This window comes from Mycolicibacter acidiphilus (genome assembly GCF_018455725.1).
Classification (GTDB): domain Bacteria; phylum Actinomycetota; class Actinomycetes; order Mycobacteriales; family Mycobacteriaceae; genus Mycobacterium; species Mycobacterium acidiphilum.
Genome location: NZ_JAHCLR010000020.1, coordinates 77,742 through 99,674 on the forward strand (window position 1 = coordinate 77,742; position 21,933 = coordinate 99,674).

The 21,933-nt window shown below is 69.6% G+C and carries 22 protein-coding genes and 1 pseudogene; 6 read left to right on the forward strand and 17 right to left on the reverse strand.

Features of this window, described 5'->3' with window-relative positions; genetic code table 11:
- Positions 1-4 precede the first annotated feature (4 nt).
- Positions 5-742 carry a cell division protein SepIVA gene (gene sepIVA / locus KIH27_RS11595; protein WP_214093099.1) on the reverse strand — a complete coding sequence of 246 codons (738 nt, stop codon included), beginning with the start codon at positions 740-742 and terminating at the stop codon, positions 5-7.
- Positions 743-880: 138 nt separating this feature from the next.
- Between sepIVA and purU the strand changes: the two genes are divergently transcribed.
- Positions 881-1,801, forward strand: a complete 921-nt coding sequence (gene purU, locus KIH27_RS11600; protein WP_250149957.1) for a formyltetrahydrofolate deformylase — start codon at positions 881-883, stop codon at positions 1,799-1,801.
- 27 nt (positions 1,802-1,828) lie between these two features.
- Here purU and KIH27_RS11605 read toward each other — a convergent pair whose 3' ends face one another.
- The 8 genes from KIH27_RS11605 to KIH27_RS11640 are packed head-to-tail and all read right to left on the reverse strand — an operon-like array spanning position 1,829 to position 9,740.
- The gene (locus KIH27_RS11605; protein ID WP_214093100.1) at positions 1,829-2,254 is read right to left on the reverse strand and encodes a cytotoxic translational repressor of toxin-antitoxin stability system; all 426 of its coding nucleotides are present in this window, start codon (positions 2,252-2,254) and stop codon (positions 1,829-1,831) included.
- Positions 2,251-2,676 (reverse strand): RelB antitoxin-like protein, encoded by a 426-nt coding sequence (locus tag KIH27_RS11610; protein WP_214093101.1) that lies wholly within the window; start codon positions 2,674-2,676, stop codon positions 2,251-2,253. Before KIH27_RS11610 ends, KIH27_RS11605 begins: the two co-directional genes overlap by 4 nt.
- A 29-nt stretch (positions 2,677-2,705) precedes the next feature.
- A complete protein-coding gene (gene coaD / locus KIH27_RS11615) occupies positions 2,706-3,182 on the reverse strand; it encodes a pantetheine-phosphate adenylyltransferase (RefSeq protein WP_214093102.1) in 477 nt (158 codons plus the stop codon).
- A 23-nt stretch (positions 3,183-3,205) separates the two neighbouring features.
- Complete coding sequence (gene rsmD, locus KIH27_RS11620; protein ID WP_214093122.1) at positions 3,206-3,760, reverse strand: 16S rRNA (guanine(966)-N(2))-methyltransferase RsmD; 555 nt, start codon at positions 3,758-3,760, stop codon at positions 3,206-3,208.
- Positions 3,757-7,140: a pyruvate carboxylase gene (locus KIH27_RS11625; RefSeq protein WP_214093103.1), complete on the reverse strand. Its 3,384-nt coding sequence runs from the start codon at positions 7,138-7,140 to the stop codon at positions 3,757-3,759. The genes rsmD and KIH27_RS11625 overlap by 4 nt, the downstream gene beginning before the upstream one ends.
- Before the next feature lie 10 nt (positions 7,141-7,150).
- The gene (locus KIH27_RS11630; RefSeq protein WP_214093123.1) at positions 7,151-7,777 is read right to left on the reverse strand and encodes a vitamin K epoxide reductase family protein; all 627 of its coding nucleotides are present in this window, start codon (positions 7,775-7,777) and stop codon (positions 7,151-7,153) included.
- Positions 7,778-7,779: 2 nt separating this feature from the next.
- Positions 7,780-8,547: a DsbA family protein gene (locus KIH27_RS11635; RefSeq protein ID WP_214093104.1), complete on the reverse strand. Its 768-nt coding sequence runs from the start codon at positions 8,545-8,547 to the stop codon at positions 7,780-7,782.
- 56 nt (positions 8,548-8,603) lie between these two features.
- Positions 8,604-9,740: an alpha/beta hydrolase gene (locus tag KIH27_RS11640; protein WP_214093105.1), complete on the reverse strand. Its 1,137-nt coding sequence runs from the start codon at positions 9,738-9,740 to the stop codon at positions 8,604-8,606.
- Here KIH27_RS11640 and KIH27_RS11645 point away from each other — a divergent pair.
- Positions 9,739-10,583, forward strand: a pseudogene (locus tag KIH27_RS11645) (aldo/keto reductase). The gene KIH27_RS11640 and the pseudogene KIH27_RS11645 sit on opposite strands and share 2 nt — an antisense overlap.
- Position 10,584: 1 nt before the next feature.
- Positions 10,585-11,421, forward strand: coding sequence for an aldo/keto reductase (locus KIH27_RS11650; RefSeq protein WP_214093106.1), 837 nt, complete (start codon positions 10,585-10,587; stop codon positions 11,419-11,421).
- Between the two features lie 67 nt (positions 11,422-11,488).
- Here KIH27_RS11650 and KIH27_RS11655 read toward each other — a convergent pair whose 3' ends face one another.
- The 5 genes from KIH27_RS11655 to KIH27_RS11675 are packed head-to-tail and all read right to left on the reverse strand — an operon-like array spanning position 11,489 to position 17,222.
- Positions 11,489-12,073 (reverse strand): GNAT family N-acetyltransferase, encoded by a 585-nt coding sequence (locus KIH27_RS11655; protein WP_214093107.1) that lies wholly within the window; start codon positions 12,071-12,073, stop codon positions 11,489-11,491.
- On the reverse strand, positions 12,073-12,558 hold the full coding sequence (locus tag KIH27_RS11660) for a hypothetical protein (RefSeq protein ID WP_250149958.1): 486 nt from the start codon (positions 12,556-12,558) through the stop codon (positions 12,073-12,075). The genes KIH27_RS11655 and KIH27_RS11660 overlap by 1 nt, the downstream gene beginning before the upstream one ends.
- Positions 12,559-12,610: 52 nt before the next feature.
- Complete coding sequence (locus tag KIH27_RS11665; RefSeq protein ID WP_214093109.1) at positions 12,611-13,321, reverse strand: HNH endonuclease family protein; 711 nt, start codon at positions 13,319-13,321, stop codon at positions 12,611-12,613.
- Positions 13,318-15,549: an ATP-dependent DNA helicase RecG gene (gene recG / locus KIH27_RS11670; protein ID WP_372451354.1), complete on the reverse strand. Its 2,232-nt coding sequence runs from the start codon at positions 15,547-15,549 to the stop codon at positions 13,318-13,320. The genes KIH27_RS11665 and recG overlap by 4 nt, the downstream gene beginning before the upstream one ends.
- Positions 15,549-17,222 carry a DAK2 domain-containing protein gene (locus KIH27_RS11675; RefSeq protein WP_214093111.1) on the reverse strand — a complete coding sequence of 558 codons (1,674 nt, stop codon included), beginning with the start codon at positions 17,220-17,222 and terminating at the stop codon, positions 15,549-15,551. The genes recG and KIH27_RS11675 overlap by 1 nt, the downstream gene beginning before the upstream one ends.
- Before the next feature lie 174 nt (positions 17,223-17,396).
- Between KIH27_RS11675 and rpmB the strand changes: the two genes are divergently transcribed.
- A complete protein-coding gene (gene rpmB / locus KIH27_RS11680; RefSeq protein ID WP_214093112.1) occupies positions 17,397-17,588 on the forward strand; it encodes a 50S ribosomal protein L28 in 192 nt (63 codons plus the stop codon).
- An 18-nt stretch (positions 17,589-17,606) separates the two neighbouring features.
- Positions 17,607-18,497, forward strand: coding sequence for a hypothetical protein (locus tag KIH27_RS22555; RefSeq protein ID WP_250149959.1), 891 nt, complete (start codon positions 17,607-17,609; stop codon positions 18,495-18,497).
- A gap of 11 nt (positions 18,498-18,508) precedes the next feature.
- Here KIH27_RS22555 and KIH27_RS11690 read toward each other — a convergent pair whose 3' ends face one another.
- Both KIH27_RS11690 and KIH27_RS11695 read right to left on the reverse strand, forming a co-directional pair.
- On the reverse strand, positions 18,509-19,192 hold the full coding sequence (locus tag KIH27_RS11690; protein ID WP_214093113.1) for a uracil-DNA glycosylase: 684 nt from the start codon (positions 19,190-19,192) through the stop codon (positions 18,509-18,511).
- Between the two features lie 21 nt (positions 19,193-19,213).
- On the reverse strand, positions 19,214-20,170 hold the full coding sequence (locus KIH27_RS11695) for a thiamine-phosphate kinase (RefSeq protein ID WP_307856850.1): 957 nt from the start codon (positions 20,168-20,170) through the stop codon (positions 19,214-19,216).
- Between the two features lie 27 nt (positions 20,171-20,197).
- Between KIH27_RS11695 and KIH27_RS11700 the strand changes: the two genes are divergently transcribed.
- Complete coding sequence (locus KIH27_RS11700) at positions 20,198-20,743, forward strand: DUF3515 domain-containing protein (protein WP_214093114.1); 546 nt, start codon at positions 20,198-20,200, stop codon at positions 20,741-20,743.
- 12 nt (positions 20,744-20,755) lie between these two features.
- On the opposite strand, the gene KIH27_RS11705 is transcribed toward KIH27_RS11700, so the two are convergent.
- Complete coding sequence (locus KIH27_RS11705; RefSeq protein ID WP_214093115.1) at positions 20,756-21,880, reverse strand: D-alanine--D-alanine ligase family protein; 1,125 nt, start codon at positions 21,878-21,880, stop codon at positions 20,756-20,758.
- Between the last annotated feature and the right edge of the window lie 53 nt (positions 21,881-21,933).

Below are 21,933 nucleotides of genomic sequence, written 5' to 3' on the forward strand. Positions count from 1 at the left end.
GGAGTCAGCGGGTTGCGTAGTCGTGCGTGCCGGCGGCGGTGCGCAACTGGTGACGTCCGCGGTTGATCGAGCGCAGCGTGCCGTTGAGGAAATCCTCGAACTCGGCGAGCTTGGCGTCGACGTAGATGTCGCACTCGCCGCGCATCCGGTCGGCCTCGGCGTGCGCCGAGTCGATCAGCCGGGTGGACTCCGCTTTCGCCGACACGACCACCTCGTTGGCGGACACCAGGCGCTGCTGCTCCTTGATGCCCTCCTGCACCGCCTTCTCGTAGGCGACGTTGCCGTTCTCGACCAACCGGTCGCACTCGGCCTGGGCGCGACTGGTCGCGGTCTCGAACTCGCGCTTGGCGCTTGCGGTGAGCCGGGCGGCCTCTTCGCGGGCTTCGGTCAGCATGCGTTCGCTGTGCCCGCGGGCCTCGGCCACCATCCGGTCGGCCTGCGACTTGGCGTCGGCGAGCAGCCGGTCGGCTTCCGCGCGGGCGTGGCCGACCATCGACTCGGATTCGCTGGTTGCGGTGCTGACCATCGATTCGGCGTGGTCCTTGGCTTCCCGCAGCACCGAGTCGCGGGCATCGAGGACGTCCTGGGCGTCGTCGAGCTCACCCGGGATCGCGTCGCGGATGTCGTCGATCAGCTCCAGCACGTCACCGCGGGGCACCACGCAGCCGGCGGTCATCGGCACACCGCGCGCTTCTTCGACAATCGACCCCAGCTCGTCAAGCGCTTCGAACACTCGGTACACGGCGACACCCTCCAGCCCTAGTTGTTGTTGCCAGTGTGCCTTGTGTTACGCGTGTGACTGCGTTTTGCGGCCCGGTGTGTCGGGATTTGAGTACCCTGACCCGGTGGTATCCCGGATCCCGAGCAGCGAAGGACGACCATGACACGCTCCCCGGCAACGGCGTCGGCGCAGCAGAGCTATCCGCACGCGCCCGACCGGCACCCGACGGCCGACATCGGCCGGTTGCTGCTGCGCTGCCCCGACAGCCACGGCATCATCGCCGCGGTCAGCGCGTTTCTGGCCGACGCCGGTGCCAACATCGTCTCGCTGGACCAGCACTCGACCGCCCCGGAGGACGGCACGTTCGTGCAGCGGGCGATCTTTCACCTGCCGGGTCTGACGGCCGCGGTCGACGATCTGCAGCAGCGGTTCGGCGCTACGGTGGCCGAGAAGTTCGGCATGGACTACCGGTTCGCCGAGGCCGCCAAACCCAAGCGGGTGGCGATCATGGTCTCCAAGACGGACCACTGCCTGCTGGATTTGCTGTGGCGCAACCGACGCGGCGAGTTGGAGATGACGGTCGCGATGGTGATCTCCAATCACGCCGACCTGGCCGAGCAGGTCCGCCCATTCGGGGTGCCGTTCTTCCACATCCCGGCCAACAAGGACATCCGGGCCGAGGCCGAGCAGCGTCAACTCCAACTGCTGTGCGGCAACGTCGATCTCGTGGTGCTGGCCCGCTATATGCAGATCATCACCGGCGACTTCATCGATGCGCTCGGAGTGCCGCTGATCAACATCCACCACTCGTTCCTGCCGGCGTTCATCGGTGCGGCGCCGTACCAGCGGGCCCGGGATCGGGGCGTGAAACTCATTGGCGCGACGGCGCATTACGTCACCGAGGTGCTCGACGAGGGGCCGATCATCGAGCAGGATGTGGTGCGCGTCGACCACACGCACAGTGTCACCGATCTGGTGCGGTTGGGCGCCGACGTGGAACGGGCCGTGCTGTCCCGGGCGGTGCAGTGGCACTGCCAGGACAGGGTGCTGCGGGTGGCGGGCGAGACGATCGTCTTCTGACCGTCGGACACGCGACGCCAGACGCGGTCAACCTCCCTCGCTCCAGAACCGATTCAGCTGCTCGATGGCCTCCGCACGTGACATCGCCGCCACCTGCTCGCGGGTCAGGCCAACTCGGTTCACCAGCAGCACAGCCACTTCAGTGGGAAGTGGGTCAGCCTGCAGGGTGGCGCGACTGCGCATCGGGACCGCCCCATCACGCACCGCCGCCCAGAACGTGGCTTCGTCGACACACAGTTGATCGCGCAGAATGTGGGCCCAGATCCGCGCGCCGTAGCCGGTCCGGTTCGGCGGATGTGAGATCCGCGTGCGGAGAATCCGGCCGTCGGGCAGGACGAATTCGTAAGTGACGTGATGTGTTCCGGTACGTCCAGCGGCATCGCGGACTCGCGTCCAACCCTCGACGCGGCAGAACTTGTCGTGGTCGGCTCGCGTCGGAGCCGGCCAACTCATGACTGCGATGCGAGTTGTCCGGCGGTCAGCCAGTCGGCCAATTCGCGGTCATCGGACAGAGCGGTCAATTGAACGAGCCACCAGTTGTCCGCATGGTTGGAGGCCGTCGACAGGTGGTCGATCCAGTCGGCGGCGTACTCGCGCAACGCATCGACCATCTCGGCCACCGCCTCCGCAAGCGTCGCACCGTCGGCGGCTACCGGGGTGTCGGGGATGAGCACCGACCAGCCATCGGCCTCGGCGATCACCTCCGGGCGGCGTGCCTGGGTGGCGAGTAGCGCCCGGAGTCGCTTCGCGTCGAGCACTGCAAAACCGTCCCGGTCGCGACGAAGCCCTGCCGGAAAGCCGTGCGCTGCGGCGTCAAGGAGGTTCCGCAGGTTCGCGCGACCCTCCGTCACGCTGTTGAACCAGACGGCAGGCATGTACACACTGTACATGCCCTGCCATGCGCTTATCCGCGCAGTTTCGCCGCCAACCTCACGTTCACCGGTTCCGGCAGGAGGTCCGAGACGTCCCCACCCATCGACGCGACCTCTTTGGCCAGCGACGACGACACGAACGAGTACCGCGGGGTGGTCGCCACGAAGAAGGTGTCCACCCCGGCGATGTGCTTGTTCATCTGGGCCATCTGCAGTTCGTATTCGAAGTCGGTGCCGGTACGCAGTCCCTTGACGATCGCGGTCAGGCCGCGCTCCTTGACGAAGTCCACCACCAGGCCGCGGCCGGATTCGGCCCGCACGTTGGGCAGGTGCGCGGTGGACTCCTCCAGCAGTTCGATGCGCTCCTCGAGGGAGAACAGGCCCTTCTTGGCGGGGTTGACCAGCACCGCAGCCACCACCTCGTCGAACTGGGCGGCGGCGCGCTCCAGGATGTCGACGTGCCCCAGCGTCACCGGGTCGAACGAACCAGGACACACCGCGCCACTCATAACCGACGACGCTAGCAGCAGCCTCAGCCGACCTCGGCCAACTCCAACCGGGTGTCCCCGTACTTGCGCAGCGGCCACGCCTCCCAGCCCTCCGGCCAGGCCACCGCCGGACTCGACACCGCCCGTTCGATCACCACCACGCTGCCCGGGCCCACCCAGCCACCGGTGCTCAACAGCGCCGGCAGCGCGTCGACGTCGCGCGCGCTGACTTCATAGGGCGGATCGGCGAACACCAGGTCGAACGGCTCGGACACCTCACCCGACAACACCGCCGCGACGGTTCCGCGACGCAGCATCGCCCCGGCCAGCCCCAGCGTGGCGATGTTGCCGGCCAGCACATCGGCGGCCCGACGGTCCGATTCGATGAACAGCGCCGAGCCCGCACCCCGCGACAGTGCCTCCAGCCCCAGCGCCCCGGAGCCCGCGTACAGGTCCAGCACCGCCATCCCGTCGAGGTCCAGGCGCGCATCCAGCACGCTGAACAGCGCCTCGCGCACCCGGTCGGTAGTCGGCCGGGTTCCGCGCGGCGGCACGGCGATCCGCCGCCCACCCGCGGCACCACCGACGATCCGGGTCAGCTCACCACCACCAGTAGGTCGCCACCCTCGACCTGGGCGGTCTGCGACACCGCCACCCGCGCCACCGTACCGGCGGTCGGGGCGGTGATGGCGGCCTCCATCTTCATCGCCTCGATGGTGGCGACGGTCTGCCCGGCCGCGACCTGATCGCCTTCGGCCACAACGACGCTGACCACACCGGCGAACGGTGCGGCGATGTGGCCGGGCTTGCTGCGGTCGGCCTTCTCGGCCACCGGAACGCTGCTGGCGATGCTGCGGTCGCGCACCTCGACCGGCCGCAACTGACCGTTGATGATGCACATCACCGTGCGCATGCCGCGCTCATCGGGCTCGGAGATGGCCTCCAGCCCGATCAGCAGTTCCACGCCGCGCTCCAGCCGGACCCGCTCCTCCTGCCCCTGCCGTAGGCCGTAGAGGAACTGATTCGCCGACAGCTGCGACGTGTCGCCGTAGAGTTCGCGGTGCGCCTCGAATTCCTTTGTCGGGCCGGGGAACAGCAGCCGGTTCAAGGTGGCCTGCCGCTTCGGCCCGGACAGCGCGAGCACCGCCTCGTCTTCGGCCGACAGCGGCTGCACCGGCCGGGCCGGGCCGCGGCCTTCAAGCGCCTTGGTGCGCAACGGCTCCGGCCAGCCGCCGGCCGGCTCGCCGAGTTCGCCGCGCAGGAAACCGATCACCGAGTCGGGGATGTCGACGCGCGCCGGGTCGGCGGCGAACTCCTCGGCGCTGATCCCGGCCCCGACCAGGGCCAGCGCCAGATCCCCGACCACCTTCGAGCTGGGGGTGACCTTGATCAGCCGGCCCAGCACCGCGTCGGCGCCGGCGTAGTTGTCCTCGATCTGTTCGAACCGGTCCGCCAGGCCCAGCGCCTTGGCCTGCTGATGCAGGTTGGACAGCTGCCCGCCGGGAATCTCGTGGCGATAGACCCGACCGGTCGGTCCCGTGAGCCCGGATTCGAACGGCGCGTACACCTTTCGCACGGTCTCCCAGTACGGCTCCAGGTCGCACACCGCGGCCAGCGACAGTCCGGTGTCGTAGTCGGTGTGCGCCGCGGCGGCGACGATCGAACTGAGCGACGGCTGACTGGTGGTGCCGGCCAGCGGTGCCGCGGCGCCGTCGACGGCGTTCGCCCCGGCCTGCCAGGCCGCCTCGTAGGTCGCCAGCTGACCGCCGGGGGTGTCGTGGGTGTGCACGTGGATCGGCAGATCGAACCGGGCTCGCAGCGCCCCGACCAACGCCGTGGCCGCCGCGGGCCGCAGCAGCCCGGCCATGTCCTTGACCGCCAGCACATGCGCACCCGCGTCGACGATCTGCTCGGCCAGCCGCAGGTAGTAGTCCAGGGTGTAGAGGTCTTCGGCCGGATTCGTCAGATCCCCGGTGTAGCACATCGCGACTTCGGCTACCGCGGAACCGGTTTCACGCACCGCGTCGATCGCCGGGCGCATCGAGCCCACGTTGTTCAGGGCATCGAACACCCGGAAGATGTCGATACCGGTCTCAGTCGCCTCGGCCACGAACGCCGACGTCACCAACTCCGGGTACGGGGTGTAGCCGACGGTGTTGCGGCCCCGCAGCAGCATCTGCAGGCAGATGTTCGGCATCGCCTCGCGCAGTGCGGCCAGCCGCTCCCACGGGTCTTCCTTCAAAAACCGCAGCGCCACATCGTAGGTCGCACCACCCCAGCACTCCATCGACAGCAACTGCGGGGTGGTGCGGGCGATGTAGGGCGCCACGTTGAGCAGGCCACTGGTACGCAGCCGGGTCGCCAGCAACGACTGGTGCGCGTCGCGGAACGTCGTCTCGGTCACCGCGACCGCCGGTGACTCCCGCAGCCAGCGCGCGAATCCCTCCGGCGCCAACTGGATCAGCCGCTGCTTGGATCCCGGCGGCGGCGGGATCGTCAGATCCAGTGCGGGCAGCTTGTCGCGCGGCCGCACCTTCGACGGCCGCGATCCGTGCGGCGCGTTCACCGTGACGTCGGCGAGGTAGGTGAGGATCTTGGTGCCGCGGTCGGCCGACGAGCGCGCCGTCAGAAGCTGCGGGCGCTCGTCGATGAACGACGTGGTGACCCGACCGGCCCGAAAATCGGGGTCGTCGAGCACTGCCTGCAGGAACGGAATGTTGGTCGACACGCCACGGATCCGGAACTCGGCGATCGCCCGGCGCGCGCGATTCACCGCCGTGGTGAAATCCCTTCCCCGGCAGGTCAGTTTGACCAGCATCGAGTCGAAGTGCGGGCTGATCTCCGCACCGAGGTTGGTGCCGCCGTCCAGGCGGATGCCGGCGCCGCCGGGACTGCGGTAGGCGGTGATCCGACCGGTATCGGGACGGAAGCCGTTGGCCGGATCCTCGGTGGTGATCCGGCACTGCAGCGCGGCGCCATGCACGACGATGGTCTCCTGGCGCAGGCCGAGATCCTCCAGCGTCTCCCCCGCCGCGACCCGCAACTGGGCCGAGACCAGGTCGACGTCGGTCACCTCCTCGGTGACGGTGTGCTCCACCTGGATTCGCGGGTTCATCTCGATGAACACGTAGTTACCGCGCTCGTCGAGCAGGAACTCGACGGTGCCCGCGCAGCTGTAGCCGATCTGCCGGGCGAAGGCGACGGCGTCGGCGCAGATCTTGTCCCGCAGCGCCGGGTCGAGGTTGGGTGCCGGCGCCAGTTCGACGACCTTCTGGTGCCGGCGCTGGACGCTGCAGTCCCGTTCGTAGAGGTGCACGACGTCACCGTGGGTGTCGGCGAGGATCTGCACCTCGATGTGCCGCGGATTGATCACCGCCTGCTCGAGGTAGACCGTCGGATCCCCGAACGCGGACTCCGCCTCCCGGCTGGCGGCCTCGATGGCCTCGGCGAGCCCATCGATGTCTCCGACCCGACGCATGCCGCGGCCGCCGCCGCCGGCGACCGCTTTGACGAACAGCGGGAACGCCATGCCGGACGCCGCCGCGAGCAACTCGTCCACCGAGGTCGACGGCGCCGACGACGCCAGCACCGGCAGGCCGGCCTCGCGGGCGGCCGCGACGGCGTGGGACTTGTTGCCCGCCAACGCCAGCACCGCTGCACTGGGGCCGACGAAGGTGATGCCCGCCTCGGCGCAGGCCTGCGCCAGACGCGGGTTCTCGGAGAGGAAACCGTAACCGGGGTAGATCGCGTCGGCACCGCAACGCTTCGCTGCACCGACGATGGCGTCCACCGACAGGTAGCCGCGCACCGGGTGGCCGGGTTCGCCGATCTGATAGGACTCGTCGGCCTTGAGCCGGTGCAGCGAGTTGCGGTCCTCGTAGGCATAGACCGCGACGGTCTCGATGCCTAGTTCGTAGGCAGCGCGAAACGCCCGGATCGCGATTTCCCCGCGGTTGGCGACCAGCACCTTGGAAATCACACGCCACCCCTTAGATCAACGTCACCCAGTAATCCTGAAACCTGATGAATATCAACATGAATAACGCGATGAACCATAACGCAACGAAGGTCCAGCGCCACCGGTGCAAAATCTGCAAATTCTTGTGTCCGGAATCCGGTGCGAATGCGATGGATGCGGACACCACCAGCAGCGGAATCGTCACCGACCACACCACCATGCAGTACGGGCACAGGGCGCCGATCCGGTACAGGCTCTGGAATATCAGCCAGTGCACGAAGGCCGTCCCGATCGCCGCCCCCACCGTCAGGCCTGCCCAATACCACCGTGGCAGTGGCACTTTCGCCAGCGCGAGTACACCGCTGACCAACACCACGGTGAAGCCGGCGATGCCCAGGATCGGGTTGGGGAACCCGACCACCGACGCCTGGTGGGTGGCCATCACCGACCCGCAGGACAGCACCGGGTTCAGGTTGCACGACGGCACGTAGCCCGAATCGGCGAGCAGCCGGATCTTCTCGACGGTCAGCGTGATCGACGCGGCCAGCCCGATCACCCCGGCGAGCAGCACCAGCCACGCGGCGCCCGCCGACACCGGCGTGCCGCCGGCCGGGGCGCCGGGCACCTCGGTCTGCTCCGGGGAGAGCGCGGCCGTGATGGTTACGACTCCTCGGCCGGCGGGTTGACCGCTTCCAGCCCCGGCACGTCGCCGACGATCTCCTTGATCTTGGCGACCAGCGCCTCGGGTGTCGACGGCCGGTAGTCCGCGCCGTTGATCCGCAGCGTCGGGGTGGCGTTGATACCGCCGGCCTTTGCCGCGCCGCGCACCATCTTCAGGTATTTGCCGCTGTTGATGCAGGCCGGAACGTCGCCGACGACACCCGCCTGGCGCGCGGTCTCGATCAGGCGGTTGTTGTCGGGGTAGCTCGGTCCGCCTTCAATCGGCTGTAGTTGCTTGGTGTACAGCGCAGTGTGGAATCGGCGGAACGCGTCGATGCTCGCGTCGGCGACGCAGTAGGCCGCGGCCCCAGCCCGGCTGGAGTAGTAGTCGTACTCAGGTCGGTCCAGGATCGCCACCATGTGGTAATCCGCGGCGATCGCACCGATGTCGATCATCCGCGAGATCGTCGGCCCGAACGCCCGCTCCACATTCCCGCAGGCCGGGCAGAGGAAGTCCTCGTAGAACGAGACCACGGCCTTCGGCTCGGTGGTCCCGTCCTGGGTGATCAGCTTGTCCGACGTCACCCGGACCGCGGTGCCGGCGTTGGCCGCCGTCTTCCCGTGCGTGTTGGAGAACACGATGTACCCGATCAGGCCGACCGCGAACACCAGCACGAGCCCGATGAGCCCGAACTGCATGACGGCGTTACGTTTCTGGTCGGCGGCCTTCAAGCCGGAGGCGCCGGGGCGTTTGGGTTTGCTGGCCACAGGTGCGTCGTTCCTCGTGTTCGGTGGTTGGTTCGCCGCCTAGCGTACCGTCGGGCTCAGCCCGTCGCGCCGCGGCTGAGGTGGGCGCGCAACGCGGATATCAGCTGTGTCGTCGCGGTGGCACTGCCGCCGCCGAGCGCAGCCAGACTGACGAAGCCGTGCGTCAGCGGCCCCGCCACCCGCAGGTCCACCACGTTCCCGGCCTCCTGCAGCGCCGCCGCGAAGCTCGCCCCCTCGTCGTGCAGCGGGTCGAAACCGGCCAGGGCGATCAGTGCCGGCGGCAGACCGGACAGATCCGACGCCCGCAGCGGCGACACCCGAGGGTCGGTCGGGTCGACACCGGAGCCACCGACGTACTGGGCGGTGAACCAGTCGATGTCGTGTTTGGTCAGCACGAAACCGTCGGCGTAGAGCGTCCGAGACCGGGTGGTCGCAGCACAGTCGGTGACCGGGTAGAGCAGCCACTGCAGGATCGGCGTCGGTGCGCCCTTGTCAGGGGCTTGGCGACGGGCCTCGTCACGGGCCAGCAGCGCCACCCCCGCAGCCAGGTTGCCACCGGCGCTGTCGCCGCCGACGGCGATGCGTCCGGGAACGGCACCGAGGTCGGCGGCGTGCTCAGCCGCCCAGCGGAACGCCGCGTAGGCGTCGTCGAGGGCCGCCGGAGCCGGATGCTCCGGTGCGAGCCGGTAATCGACCGACAGCACCGCCACGTCGCCGTCCCGGCAGACCTGCCGGCACACCGCGTCGTAGGCGTCCAGGTCGCCGATGACGAACCCGCCGCCGTGATAGAAGACCAGCAGTGCCGTGGTCCGGCCGCCGGGCGGGCGGTACAGCCGGGCGCCGATGTCTCCCGCCGGACCGGGCACGGTGACGTCGCGGACCTTGACGTGGACGTCCTCACCACCCAATCCGGACAGCAGTTCACGCAGTTGTGCCCGGGAGGCCTCGACGTCGTCGTCGATCACGAGGCCGTCGATGCCCAGCACCCGCTGCCCGGCGAGCGTCAACTGCAGCGTGGGATCGAGGGTGTTGCCGTCGATGCTCACCGACCGGCCGCCGGTCATCAGCCGCTTCACCGGCAGCGGCAGAAACGGGGTGACCTTCATTCCCACACTGACGGCGGTGCTCTGCAACCGGTCGGCGAACCGCGCCGTCGCCGCCCGGTCAGATCCGCCTGGCAGACTTCGTGTCATGGCTGCTCCCAGTAACTTGCGCTCGGTCACGCTCAACGACGGTAATTCGATCCCCAGCGTCGGTTTCGGGGTCTACAAGGTTCCGCCGGCGGATGCCGAACAGGCGGTGACCACGGCGCTGCAGGCCGGATACCGCCACATCGACACTGCCGCACTGTACGGCAACGAGCGCGAAGTCGGCCGGGCGATCAGGGCCAGCGACGTGCCGCGCGATGAGATCTACCTGGTCACCAAACTCTGGAACGCCGACCAGGGCTACGAATCCACGTTGAGCGCATTCGACGCCAGCATGGACCGCCTCGGCCTGGACTACCTCGACCTCTACCTGATCCACTGGCCGCTGCCCGGCCGCAATCAGTTCGTCGAGACGTTCCGGGCCTTCGCCCACCTGCGCGATCAGGGCCGGATCCGGTCGATCGGGGTGAGCAATTTCGAGCCCGAGCACCTCAAGCTGCTCATCGACGGGACCGGGATCGTGCCCGTCGTCAACCAGATCGAACTGCACCCCAGGTTCACCCAGGCCGAACTGCGGGAAACGCACGCGCGGCTGGGCATCGCCACCGAGGCGTGGGCGCCGCTGGGGCAGGGTTCGCTGCTGAGCGACCCGGCCGTCACCGCGGTCGCCACGGCTGCGACAAGACGCCGGCGCAAGTGCTGATCAGGTGGCACCTGCAACTCGGTAACATCGTCATCCCGAAGTCGGTCCACCCTGAGCGGATCGTTAGCAACTTCGAAGTGTTCGACTTCGAACTCGGTGCCGCGGAGATGGCCGCGCTATCCTCTCTCGACGATGGCGCCCGCTTGGGCCCCGATCCACGCATATTCGACTACACAGGCAGGTGAGATGACGCCGACCCCGATCCCCTCCGTCGTGCTCAACGACGACAACACGATGCCGACGCTCGGCATCGGGACGGCGGAGTTGTCCGACGCCGAGACGGAGCGCGCGGTGTCGGCCGCACTGGAGGCGGGCTGCCGGTTGATCGACACCGCCAAGGTGTACGGCAATGAGGCCGCGGTGGGCCGGGCCGTCGCCGCGTCGGGGATCCCCCGCGACGAGCTGTTCATCACCACCAAGCTGGCCACCGCCGATCAGGGCCTGACCGCCGCTATCGAGGCCTGCAAGGCGAGCGTGGAGCGCCTCGGCCTGGAGTACGTGGACCTGTACCTGGTGCACTGGCCGGCGCCGGCGCTGGGCATGTACGTCGACAGCTTCGGCGGGCTGATCCAGTCCAAGGAGCTGGGCTTGACCCGCTCGATCGGGGTCTGCAACTTCACCGAGCAGCATCTCGACGACGCGATCGACCTGAGCTTCGAGACCCCGGCGGTCAACCAGATCGAACTGCACCCGCTGCTCAACCAGGCCGAACTGCGGGCCTTCCACGCCGAGCGCGGCATCGTCACCGAGGCCTACAGCCCGCTGGCCAAGGGCCGCCTGCTGGACAACCCGACGGTGGCGGGCATCGCCGCCGAGTACAGCCGCACCCCCGCGCAGGTGCTGATCCGGTGGAGCCTGCAGCTGGGCAACGTGACGATCCCCCGCTCATCGCAGCCGGAGCGGATCGCGGCCAACCTCAACGTGTTCGACTTTGAGCTCGCCGACGAGCACATGGCGACACTCAACGGTCTCAACGACGGCACCCGGGTCTGCGAGGACCCGCTGACCTACGCCGGCGCCTAGCCACCCCCTCCCGCCGAGGCGGAATCCCACGACGCCGCGCCGGCGTGTCGCGTCGTGAGATTCCGGCTCACCGCGGTCGGTTGATCCGCTGCACCAGCCGGGCCCGCACCGCCGGCCAGTCGTCGTCGATCACCGAGTAGACGATCGTGGTGCGCCAACTGCCGTCGCGGCGACGGGCGTGCTTGCGCAGCGCCCCCTCCTGCGTCGCCCCGATAGCGGTCACCGCGCGGCGGGACCGCTCGTTGAGCTCGTCGACGTTGAGCTCCACCCGCACAGCCCCGAGCGTGCCGAAGCAGTGGTCGAACAGCAGCAGCTTCGATTCGGAGTTGACGGCCGACCCGCGGACCCGCGACGTCAGCCAGGTGTAGCCGACGGTGACCCGGCGATGCACCTCGTTCATGTTGTAGATCGACGTCGTGCCGACCACCGCACCGGTCGCGGTCTCGATCTGGGTGAGCACCTGACGGCCGGAACCCAGCGCGTGCTGCACGGTCTCCCCGGTCGGCGGGCCGGACTCGCTGCCGTAGAGGAAATAGCGGGTGGTCTCCACGTCGTAGGCGCGTGCCAACGCCGGGGTGTCATCGAGCACGGTGGGCCGCAGCAGCACATGGTCGCCGCACAGGGTCGGGGTGGTAGCCCAGTGGTCCGTCATCAGAACGTCCAGCTTTCCTGCGGGCCCAGCACGAAGCCGTGCCGAGCAGGCGAACTGGGCGGGTCATAGTCGACGACACAGGCCGTCATCGCTGTGTCGGCGGCGCACGTGCCCACATAGCCACGGCGGGTGAACTCGATCTTGTGGCCGACCGGCAGCAATGTGGACTGGCCATCTCCGGAACCGGCGCTATCCCTAAACTCGCCGGCCGCTGTGGTCCCGACGCTGACACTCGTCTGGGATCGTCCTGGAATCGGCCCATTGCAGTACGCGGCGGCCCACATCCCCCGAACGTTGATCCAGATACTGCAGTTCTGCCCGGACGGGGTGCCGAATGCCACACCCGTCTGCGCCCCGGGATACGGCCCGTCGCTCGGGATCGGGATCCCGTATTCGGCCGCGTTCACCGCCGTGAACCGGCCCAGATCCGGGAACTGCGGCTCGGTAGCGGCGGGCGGCGCGATCGCCAGCGCGGCGACGATCAACGAAGCACCGCAGGCCGCAACGCATCTGACCGTCATCGACACTCCGATCAAATCATCCGGCCGGGCAGGTTGCCGCCGCCCGGCGCAGCACATCGGCGGACGGCCGGTCCAACCGCAGCCCGTAGCCGCGCACCACGGCAATGTAGGCCATCGCGTACTGGCAGTCGAACGATTTATTCGGCGGCATCCACAGCGCCGGTTGGGCGTCGCCCTTGTCCTGGTTGCCCTGACCGGCGACCGCCAGCAGGTTGGCGGGATCGTTGGCGAACCGCAGCCGCTTGCGGAACGGCCAGCCCGAGGCACCCATGTCCCAGGCGTAGGCCAGCGGCACGATGTGGTCGATCTGCACTGCCTCACCGATTTTCGCGCCGCGGGTGAACGCGACCGTGGCGTTGGTGTACGGGTCGTGCAGGGTTCCGGTCGCGACGGCCTCCGGGCAGCGCTTCGTCGACACATGGGTGATGTCGACGAGGTCCCGGTTGAGGATGTCGTCGCGGGTGTCGCACCCGTTGTGGCCGCCGGGTGCGTCGTTGTCGTCGTCCCAGGCGTCACCGTATGCCGACCGGTGATAGTCGTTGCGCCGCACCCGCTCCGGGACGACGGTGATGCCGGCCAGCACGTCGGTGCCGGGCTGCACCGTCGGGACACCGGCCGCCGCGGCCAAGTCGCGACTGCGGTGTCCGGTGGTCGACACCGCCTGATAGGCGACCAGCACGGCCACCACCGCCGCTGCCGCCAGCCAGACCAGCGTTCTCGGTTTCATGATTTATCCAAGTATTCGATGTCGTTGAACGGCGTCGCCAGCAGCGCCAATCCGGGATCGTCGGGATCTGCGGCGAACAGATCGATGCAGAACGTGCGGGCTGCCTCGATGACCTCCCCATGCTCGGACAGCGACAGCAACTTCAGCCCACCCTTCCAGCCGGATTGGTTGCGGCCCAGCACATCTCCCTCACCACGCTCCTTCATGTCCAAATCCGCCAGCAGGAACCCGTCGAGTGAGCCGGCCACGGCTTTCAGCCTCCGGGCGGCCGGCGAGGTCGACTTGCTCGACGTCAGCAGCAGGCAGAGGCTGGCATGCGCACCCCGGCCGATACGGCCGCGCAGCTGGTGCAGCTGGCTGATGCCGAACCAGTCGGCGTCGGCGATCAGCATGACGGTCGCGTTAGGCACGTCGACGCCGACTTCGATGACGGTGGTGCAGACCAGCACGTCGACGTCGCCGGCGCGGAACGCGGTCATCACCGCGTCCTTCTCCTCGCCGGAGAGCCGGCCGTGCATCAGCCCCAGTCGCAGGCCGGACAACTCCCCGGCGCGCAGCCGCTGGTATAGCCCGACGGCGGTCTCCGACGGGCGGGTGTTCTCCGCCGGCTGACCGGATTTGCCGTCCGGTTCGGTCTCGTCGATGCGGGGTGCCACCACGTAGGCCTGGCGGCCGGCGGCCACCTCCTCCCGGATGCGGGCCCACGCCCGGTCCACCCAGGCCGGCTTCTCGGCGGCGAAGATGACCGAGGTGGAGATCGGCTGACGCCCCCGGGGCAGCTCCCGCAGCGTGGAGGTCTCCAGATCCCCGTACACGGTGAGGGCGACCGTGCGCGGGATCGGGGTCGCAGTCATCACCAGCAGGTGCGGGGTGACACCGTCGGGGGCCTTGGCGCGCAACTGATCCCGCTGTTCCACCCCGAACCGGTGCTGCTCATCGACGACCACCATGCCCAGCCGGTGGAACGCGACGGCATCCTGCAGCAGCGCGTGGGTGCCGACGACGATTCCGGCCTGCCCGCAAGCGATCTCGGCGTACGCCTGCTTCTTGGCCGGCGCCGGCATCGACCCGGTGAGCAGGGTGACCGCGGTGGCGTTCTCGGCGCCACCCAGCTGGCCACCGAGCGCCAGCGGACCCAGCATGTCTCGGATCGACCGGCCATGCTGGGCCGCAAGGACTTCGGTGGGTGCCAGCAGCGCGCACTGGTAGCCCGCATCGACCAGTTGCAGCATCGCCAGCAGCGCCAGGATCGTCTTGCCGGAGCCGACCTCACCCTGCAGCAGCCGGTTCATCGGGCGGGTCGCCGCCAGTTCGCTCTGCAGCACCGCGAGCACCTCGCGCTGTCCGTCGGTGAGCTCGAACGGCAACCGCTGCAGCAACTCCGCCGTCAGCCCGTCGTCACGGCGCGGTGCCGGTGGACCGGTCTCGGACAGTTCGCCGTGCCGCCGGACGGCCAGCGCCCACTGCAGACCGGCGGCCTCGTCGAACGTCAGCCGGTCCCGGGCACGGTCGCGGCGCTCCTTCGTCTCGGCGAGATGGATGTCGCGCAGCGCCTGATCCTCACCGATCAGCCCGCGCTCGCGCAGTACCGCCTCGGGCAGCGTCTCGGGCACCGGATCGAGCACCTGGAGAACCTGCCGGATGCAGCGGAAGATGTCCCAGCTCTGCACTTTGGTGGTGGCCGCGTAGATGGGGTAGCAGCTGCGTTCGAACTCCGACTGCAGCACCGTGCCGCTGACCGCCTCGGAGGCATTGGCGATGTTGCGCAGCGACTGGCTGCCGAAATTCCGCTGCTGGGATGCGTCGTCGGCTTCTTTGAGCACCAGGAAGTCCGGATGGGTCAGCTGCACGGCGCCCCGGTACAACTTCACCTCCCCGGACAGCATCACCCGGGTGCCTTTGGTGAGCCGCCAGCGCAGACCCCGGGGGTTGAAGAACGTCGCAGTGACCTTGGTCTGGTCACTGCCGACGGTGACCACGAGGTACTGACCCTTGCGGCGCTGCATCTCCTTGACCACCGCGGAACTGATCGTGTCGACGACCGTGATGTGATCGCCCTCGGCGGGGCGGGCGTCGGCGGGACCGCGCACCCCGGTGCCCTCCACATAGCTGCGCGGGTAGTGCCGCAGCAGATCACCGACGGTACGGATACCGAGCGCCTCGTCGAGCTTGCCGGCGGCATCGGCGCCGACGATGAAGTCCAGCCGGTCGGCCAGCGTCACCGCCACTACTCGACTCCGATCAGCAGGGCGTCGCCGCGGTGCCCGGTGCGGTAGGTCATCAATTCGGAGCCCGGATGCCGATCGTGCACGTGCCGGGCCAGCACGGCGGTCAGGCCGTCGACCGTCGCACCGTCGATGTCGGCGCCGAACAGCACCGTCACCAACTCACCGCCGGCGGCCAGCAGCAGGTCGATCAGACCGGTGGCGGCCTTGTCGACACTGTCGGCAACGATCAGCACCTCATCCCCCGCGATGCCCAGTCCGTCGCCCGGCCGGCAGGAACCCGCCCAGGTCAGCGCGGCCTCGGTGGCGATCCGCACCGAACCGTGCCGGGTGGCGCCGGCGGCCCGGGTCATCATGTAGCCGTCGTCGACCACCGGCCGGTCCTGATCGTGGACCGCCAGCGCCGCCAGTCCCTGCACCATCGACCCGCACGGCACCGGCACCACTTCGATACCCCAGCCGATCGCGGCGGTGCAGCCCGCGACCAGTTCCTCGGCGGCGACGTAACCGTTGGGCAGCACCATCACCTGTGCGGCGCCGGTGTCGACCACCGCACGCAGCAGCTGCTGGGCGCTGATCGTGGCGGGCAGGTCGACGGTGTGCCGGTCGGGCCGCAGCACGCAGGCGCCTTCGCCGTCGAAGAGTGCGGCCGCGCCGTCGCCGTCGGCCACCGCCAGCACCGCCCGCTCCCGGGCCCAGCTGCCCGGCGCCGGACCGGCCGCGCCGACCAGCGCCGAGATCTGGATGCGCCGCGGCCGGCCGAACTCCAGGCCGGCTTCGACGGCGGCGCCGGCGTCGTCGGTGTGCACGTGCACCGAGTAGCCGCCGACCACTCCCGCGGTGGCGATCGCCACGGATTCGCCGAGCTGGCCCAGCCGTTCCCGCAGTGCCTCGACACCGGTGGGATCGCACTCACCGAGCAGGTACATCACCTCGAAGTGCGGGACCGGTGCGGCGACGACCGTCTCGGCGGTCCGCCGGCGCGGCGCCGGTGTGTAGGCCGGACGGCTGACCGGCTGCCCGGTGATGGTGCTGCGCAGCGCGTCGAGCAGCACCAGCAGTCCGCGACCGCCGGCGTCGACCACCCCGGCATCGGCGAGCACCTCCAGCTGGGCGGGCGTCTTCTCCAGTGCCACTGCCGCGGCGTCGGCGGCACCGGTGACCGCGGCGGCCAGCCCGTCGGCGGCGCACTGTTCGACAGCGTCGGCGGCGGCTGCCAGCACCGAGACGATGGTGCCGGAGATCTCCTGACCGCCCATCGACGTGACGACCAGGTCGACGCCGTGCCGCAGCCCGGAGCCGAGGGTGACCGCGTCGATGTCGGTGGACTGATCGGCGGCGGCGTCGGCGATGCCACGCAGGATCTGCGACAGGATCACGCCGGAGTTGCCCCGCGCCCCGTGCAGCGCGCCCGCCGACAGTGCCGCGGCGACGTTGGCGACCTCACCCGAGGCCGCCTCCGTATTGGCCTCGGCCAGCGCCGAACGCATGGTGAACAGCATGTTGGTGCCGGTGTCGGAGTCCGCGACGGGGAAGACGTTGAGCTGGTTGATCTCATCGGTGTGGGTGATGAGGTCGCCGACGCACGTGTGCGCCCAGTCCCGCAGCGCGCCGGCGTCCAGCAGACGTTCGGGTCCACCCGCCTGCTGCGTCACCCGGGCCCGCCTTCCTCGCATCACCTCCGCTGGGAGCAAGCCTAGCCACTGCCACCGACGGCACAGGTCACGTGGCGTCACAGTGCTGGGGAGGCGTTTTGGTGGTTCCCCAACCGGCCGGGTATCCTGATCAGGTTGTCGGGCCACCCCCTGCGGTTGTTGGCCCTCAAGTAAACGTTTTGAGGAGTGTCACATATGGCTGCCGTGTGCGATATCTGCGGGAAGCGGCCCGGCTTCGGCAAGTCGGTGTCCCACTCGCACCGCCGGACCAGCCGGCGGTGGGACCCGAACATCCAGGTCGTGCACGCGGTGCGTCCGGGCGGCAACAAGCAGCGCCTGAACGCCTGCACGTCGTGCATCAAGGCCGGCAAGGTCGTCCGCGGCTAGGGTTCGCCCGCCGCGAAGATGACATCTCGTCTCACCACCCGCGCACTGGTCGCCGCACTGGCCGCGCTGGGTGTCCTCAGTTGCGCCCCGATCGCAGCAGGTGACCCGGACACCGACGTCACCCCGACGGTCACGCTGGGTCCCTTACCGCCGCCGGTCAACAAGGCTCGGGTGGCGACGGCACCGGTGTCGGTCCTGCACCCCGGGGCGCCGATCATGGTCGGCGCCGACACCTCCGACGGCGGCGGCTACGACGTCACGCCCTGTCAGCTCGGTTTCTACATCGACTTCCCGGGTTCGGACGGGCAACTCCGGCCGGGTTTCCTCACCGCCGGCCCCTGCGCCGGCCGCGGTGTGCACACCCCGGTGTTCGTGACGAAGACGTTCGTCCCGAAGGAGATCTTCGAGCAGACCCAGATCGGTGAGATCAGCTACCTCGCAGCCGGCGACGGGCAGCCCGCGGCCGACGATCGGCCGTGGACGATGCCGACCTCACCACTGGCCGTGCTCACCCACCGATCCGACTGGCCACTGCCGGTCAGCACCGAGATCGACGGGGAACCGGCGACGGATCGGCTGGTCACATCGGCGCGCTCGGTCTGGGGCGCACCGGCGTCCTGGACCAACGACTTCGGCTACGTCGTCACGGGCCGGGTGCTCGATCCGGCGTCCACCTCGGAGTTGGCGAGCATCCCGGCCGGTGTCGACCGGGTGGTGATCGCCGCCGACGACCCGAGCGAGCCCCTCTACCCGATGACCCGCGGATCGGCCGTCATCGCCGAAGTGGGCGGCATCCGGCAGAACCTGGGCATCGTCGTCGCCGTCGACAACGATCGACACTGGCTGGTCGTCGACCTGATCAAGCCGTTTCTGGCTGCGCACCGGGCGCAGCTGCGGACCACCGCCTGACTATGGCCTGACTACGGCAGCCGCCAGTCGATCGGTTCGGCTCCGGCCTGCCCGAGCAGTTCGTTGGCCCGGCTGAACGGTCGCGAGCCGAAGAACCCGCGCGACGCCGACAGCGGTGACGGGTGGGCGGATTCGATCACCGCGCAGCCGCCGTCGACCAGCATCGGCTTGAGCGTCTGCGCGTCGCGGCCCCACAGGATCGCCACCAGCGGCCGGTCGCGGCCGACCAGCGCCCGGATCGCGCACTCGGTGACCGGCTCCCACCCCTTGCCGCGGTGAGAGGCGGCGTTGCCCGGCGCGACCGTGAGCACTCGGTTGAGCAGCATCACCCCGCGCTGCGACCAGGGACTGAGATCGCCGCACGACGGCTTGGGATAGCCCAGATCCCGGCCGTATTCGGCGAAGATGTTGTCCAGGCTGCGCGGCAGCGGGCGCACCTCAGGGGCCACCGAGAAACTCAGCCCGACCGCATGGCCGGGTGTCGGATAGGGGTCCTGGCCGACGATCAGCACCCGAACCTGATCGAAGGGAAACGTGAACGCTCGCAGCACATTAGGCCCGGCGGGCAGGTAGCCGCGCCCCTGGGCCGCCTCATCGCGCAGAAACCGCCCCATCGCTGCGACCTGATCGCTGACCGGCGCAAGCGCCGCAGCCCAGCCCGGCTCGACGAGTTCGGGGAGTGGTCGTGCGCTCATAGCGTCCCAACGTATCGGGCACTAGTCGTCGAACGACTGCCAGCCCTGCCGACCGGCCCACGGCACGCCGTCGACCAGCACCCGCCCCGGCCCGTCGAGCACCCGCCCGATCACCCGCCACCCGGCGGGGACCGCGCCCGGGAACGCCGCGACCAGCGCATGGTCTTCTCCCCCGCCGAGCACCCACGACCACGGGTCGACGCCGGTGGCTTCGGCCGGCCCGGTCAGCGCCGCCTGGTCGGAAGACAGTGCCGCGGTGGACACATCGATCGTCACCGCCGATGCCACCGCGACATGGCCGAGGTCGGCGATCAGCCCGTCGGAGACGTCGGTCATCGCCTGCGCCCCGGCGGCGGCGGCCACCGCCCCTTGCCCGTAGGGCGGCTCCGGCACCAGGTGCCGCTGCCGCAGGTCGGCGAAGTCGTCGATGCCGTTACGCCACAGTTCATATCCGGCCGCCGAGCGCCCCAGCTCCCCGGTCACCGCCACCGTCGCCCCGGCCCGCGCACCGGACCGCAGCACCGGCGGCCGACCGCATGCGTCGCCCAGCACCGTCACCGACACCACCCAGCGGTCCGCCTGCACCAGGTCACCGCCGACGATGCCGGCGCCGAACCGCCCGGCCTCCGCCCACATCCCGTCGGCCAGCGCACCCACCGCCGCCGCCGGGGTGTCGACCGGAGCACCGAACGCGACGACGAACGCCGTGGGCCGCGCCCCCATCGCCTCGATGTCGGCGGCATTCTGCGCAATGGCCTTGCGGCCGATATCGTTCGGCGTCGACCAGTCCAGCCGGAAGTGCCGGCCCTGCACCAGCATGTCGGTGGAGATCAGCACCCGGCCGTCGCCCGCCGCGACCACCGCGGCGTCGTCGCCGGGACCGAGCAGGGTGGTGTCGGGCTGACGGCGACCGGCCACCAGCCGATCGATCATGGGAAACTCTCCCAATTGGCCCAGGGTGGGCCCGTCACCGCTCACCCGTGGAGTGTAGAAGGAGTCCAGGCAGTGACCGAACCGGAGACGGCCCCCGAGTCGGGTTCGGACGGACCATCACGCGCCGTGCTGATCGCCGCCCTGGTGTTCGCCGTCGCGGCGGTCGGCACCGCGGTGGCGTTCGCGGCCGCACACCGGCCGGCACGGCAACCGGTCGCCCTGGCGGCGGTGCCCGCCCCGCACGCCGACGACCCGGCCTGCCATGCGCTGCTGAGCGCCTTGCCGCCGCGTCTCGGCGACTATCAGCGCAGCGCGCTTCTCCCCCCGGCCCCCGACGGGGCGGCGGCCTGGACCGGTGACGGCGAACCGGTGGTGCTGCGCTGCGGGCTGGACCGGCCCGCCGACTTCGTCGTGGGGTCACCGATCCAAGTGGTCGACCAGGTGCAGTGGTTCGCGGTCCGGGAAGCCGACCGCGCCACCTGGTTCGCCGTCGACCGGCCCGTCTACATCGCGCTGACGCTGCCGCCGGGGTCCGGGCCGACGCCGATCCAGGAGCTTTCCGCGCTGGTCGCGACGACGATGCCCGCGGCGGCGATCAAGCCCGGTCCGCCGCATTAGCCGGCAGGTGGATCAGCGCAGGCCGGTCCCGCGGGCCAGTGCGGTGTCGATCATCGTCGCCAGCAGGGTCGGGTAGTCCATCCCACTGGCCGCCCACATCCGCGGGTACATCGAGATCGTGGTGAACCCCGGCATGGTGTTGATCTCGTTGATCACCGGGCCGTCCTCGGTGAGGAAGAAGTCCACCCGGGCCAGGCCCTGGCAATCGAGCGCGGCGAACGCCCGGATCGCCAACTGCCGCAATGCATCCGCGGTGTCATCATCAACCTTGGCGGGAACATCGAGTTCGGCCGCGTCGTCGAGGTACTTGGTGGCGAAGTCGTAGAACGAGTCGTCCCGGCCGCCCACCCCGGCCACCCGGATCTCCCCGATCGGGCTGGCCGCCACGGTGCCGTCCGGGAATTCCAGGACGCCGCACTCCACTTCGCGCCCGACGATGGCAGCCTCGACGATCACCTTCGGGTCGTGGCGGCGCGCCTCGGCGATGGCGGCGGGCAGTTCGTCCCAGCTCGCCACCCGGCTGACCCCGATCGAGGATCCGCCGCGGGCGGGCTTGACGAACAGCGGCAGCCCGAGCCGCTCCCGGTCGGCGGGTTCCAGCGTCTCCTGGGCCGGCCGCAGCACGGCGTAGGGTCCGATCGGCAGGCCCTCAGCGACCAGCAGCTTCTTGGTGAACTCCTTGTCCATCCCGGCCGCGCTGGCCAGCACCCCGGCTCCGACATAGGGCACCCCGGCCAGTTCGAGCAGACCCTGCACCGTCCCGTCCTCGCCGTACGGGCCGTGCAGCACCGGGAACACCACGTCGACCGAGCTCAGCACCGCGCCGGCGTCCCCGGACGATTCCCCGGCAGATAAAGCCACCAGTTGGCCGGCCCGCCGCGGGTCGGCGGGCAGCGCCAACTCAGTGCCGGACGCCGACGTCACCGCCGGAAGTTCCCGCCCGCTGATCGCCCACACGTCCGGGTCGCCGTCGGTCAGCACCCAGGAGCCTTCAACGGTGATGCCCACCGCGACCGCCTCGAAGCGGTCCGGGTCCAGGTTGCGCAGGATGCTGCCCGCCGAGACGCAGGAAATGGAGTGCTCGCTGCTGCGGCCGCCGAACACGACGGCCACCCGGGTACGTTCGCGGGAATTCACACGCCAGAGGCTACCGGGCGGTTGATATAGATCGGGGTAGTCCTTCACAAACA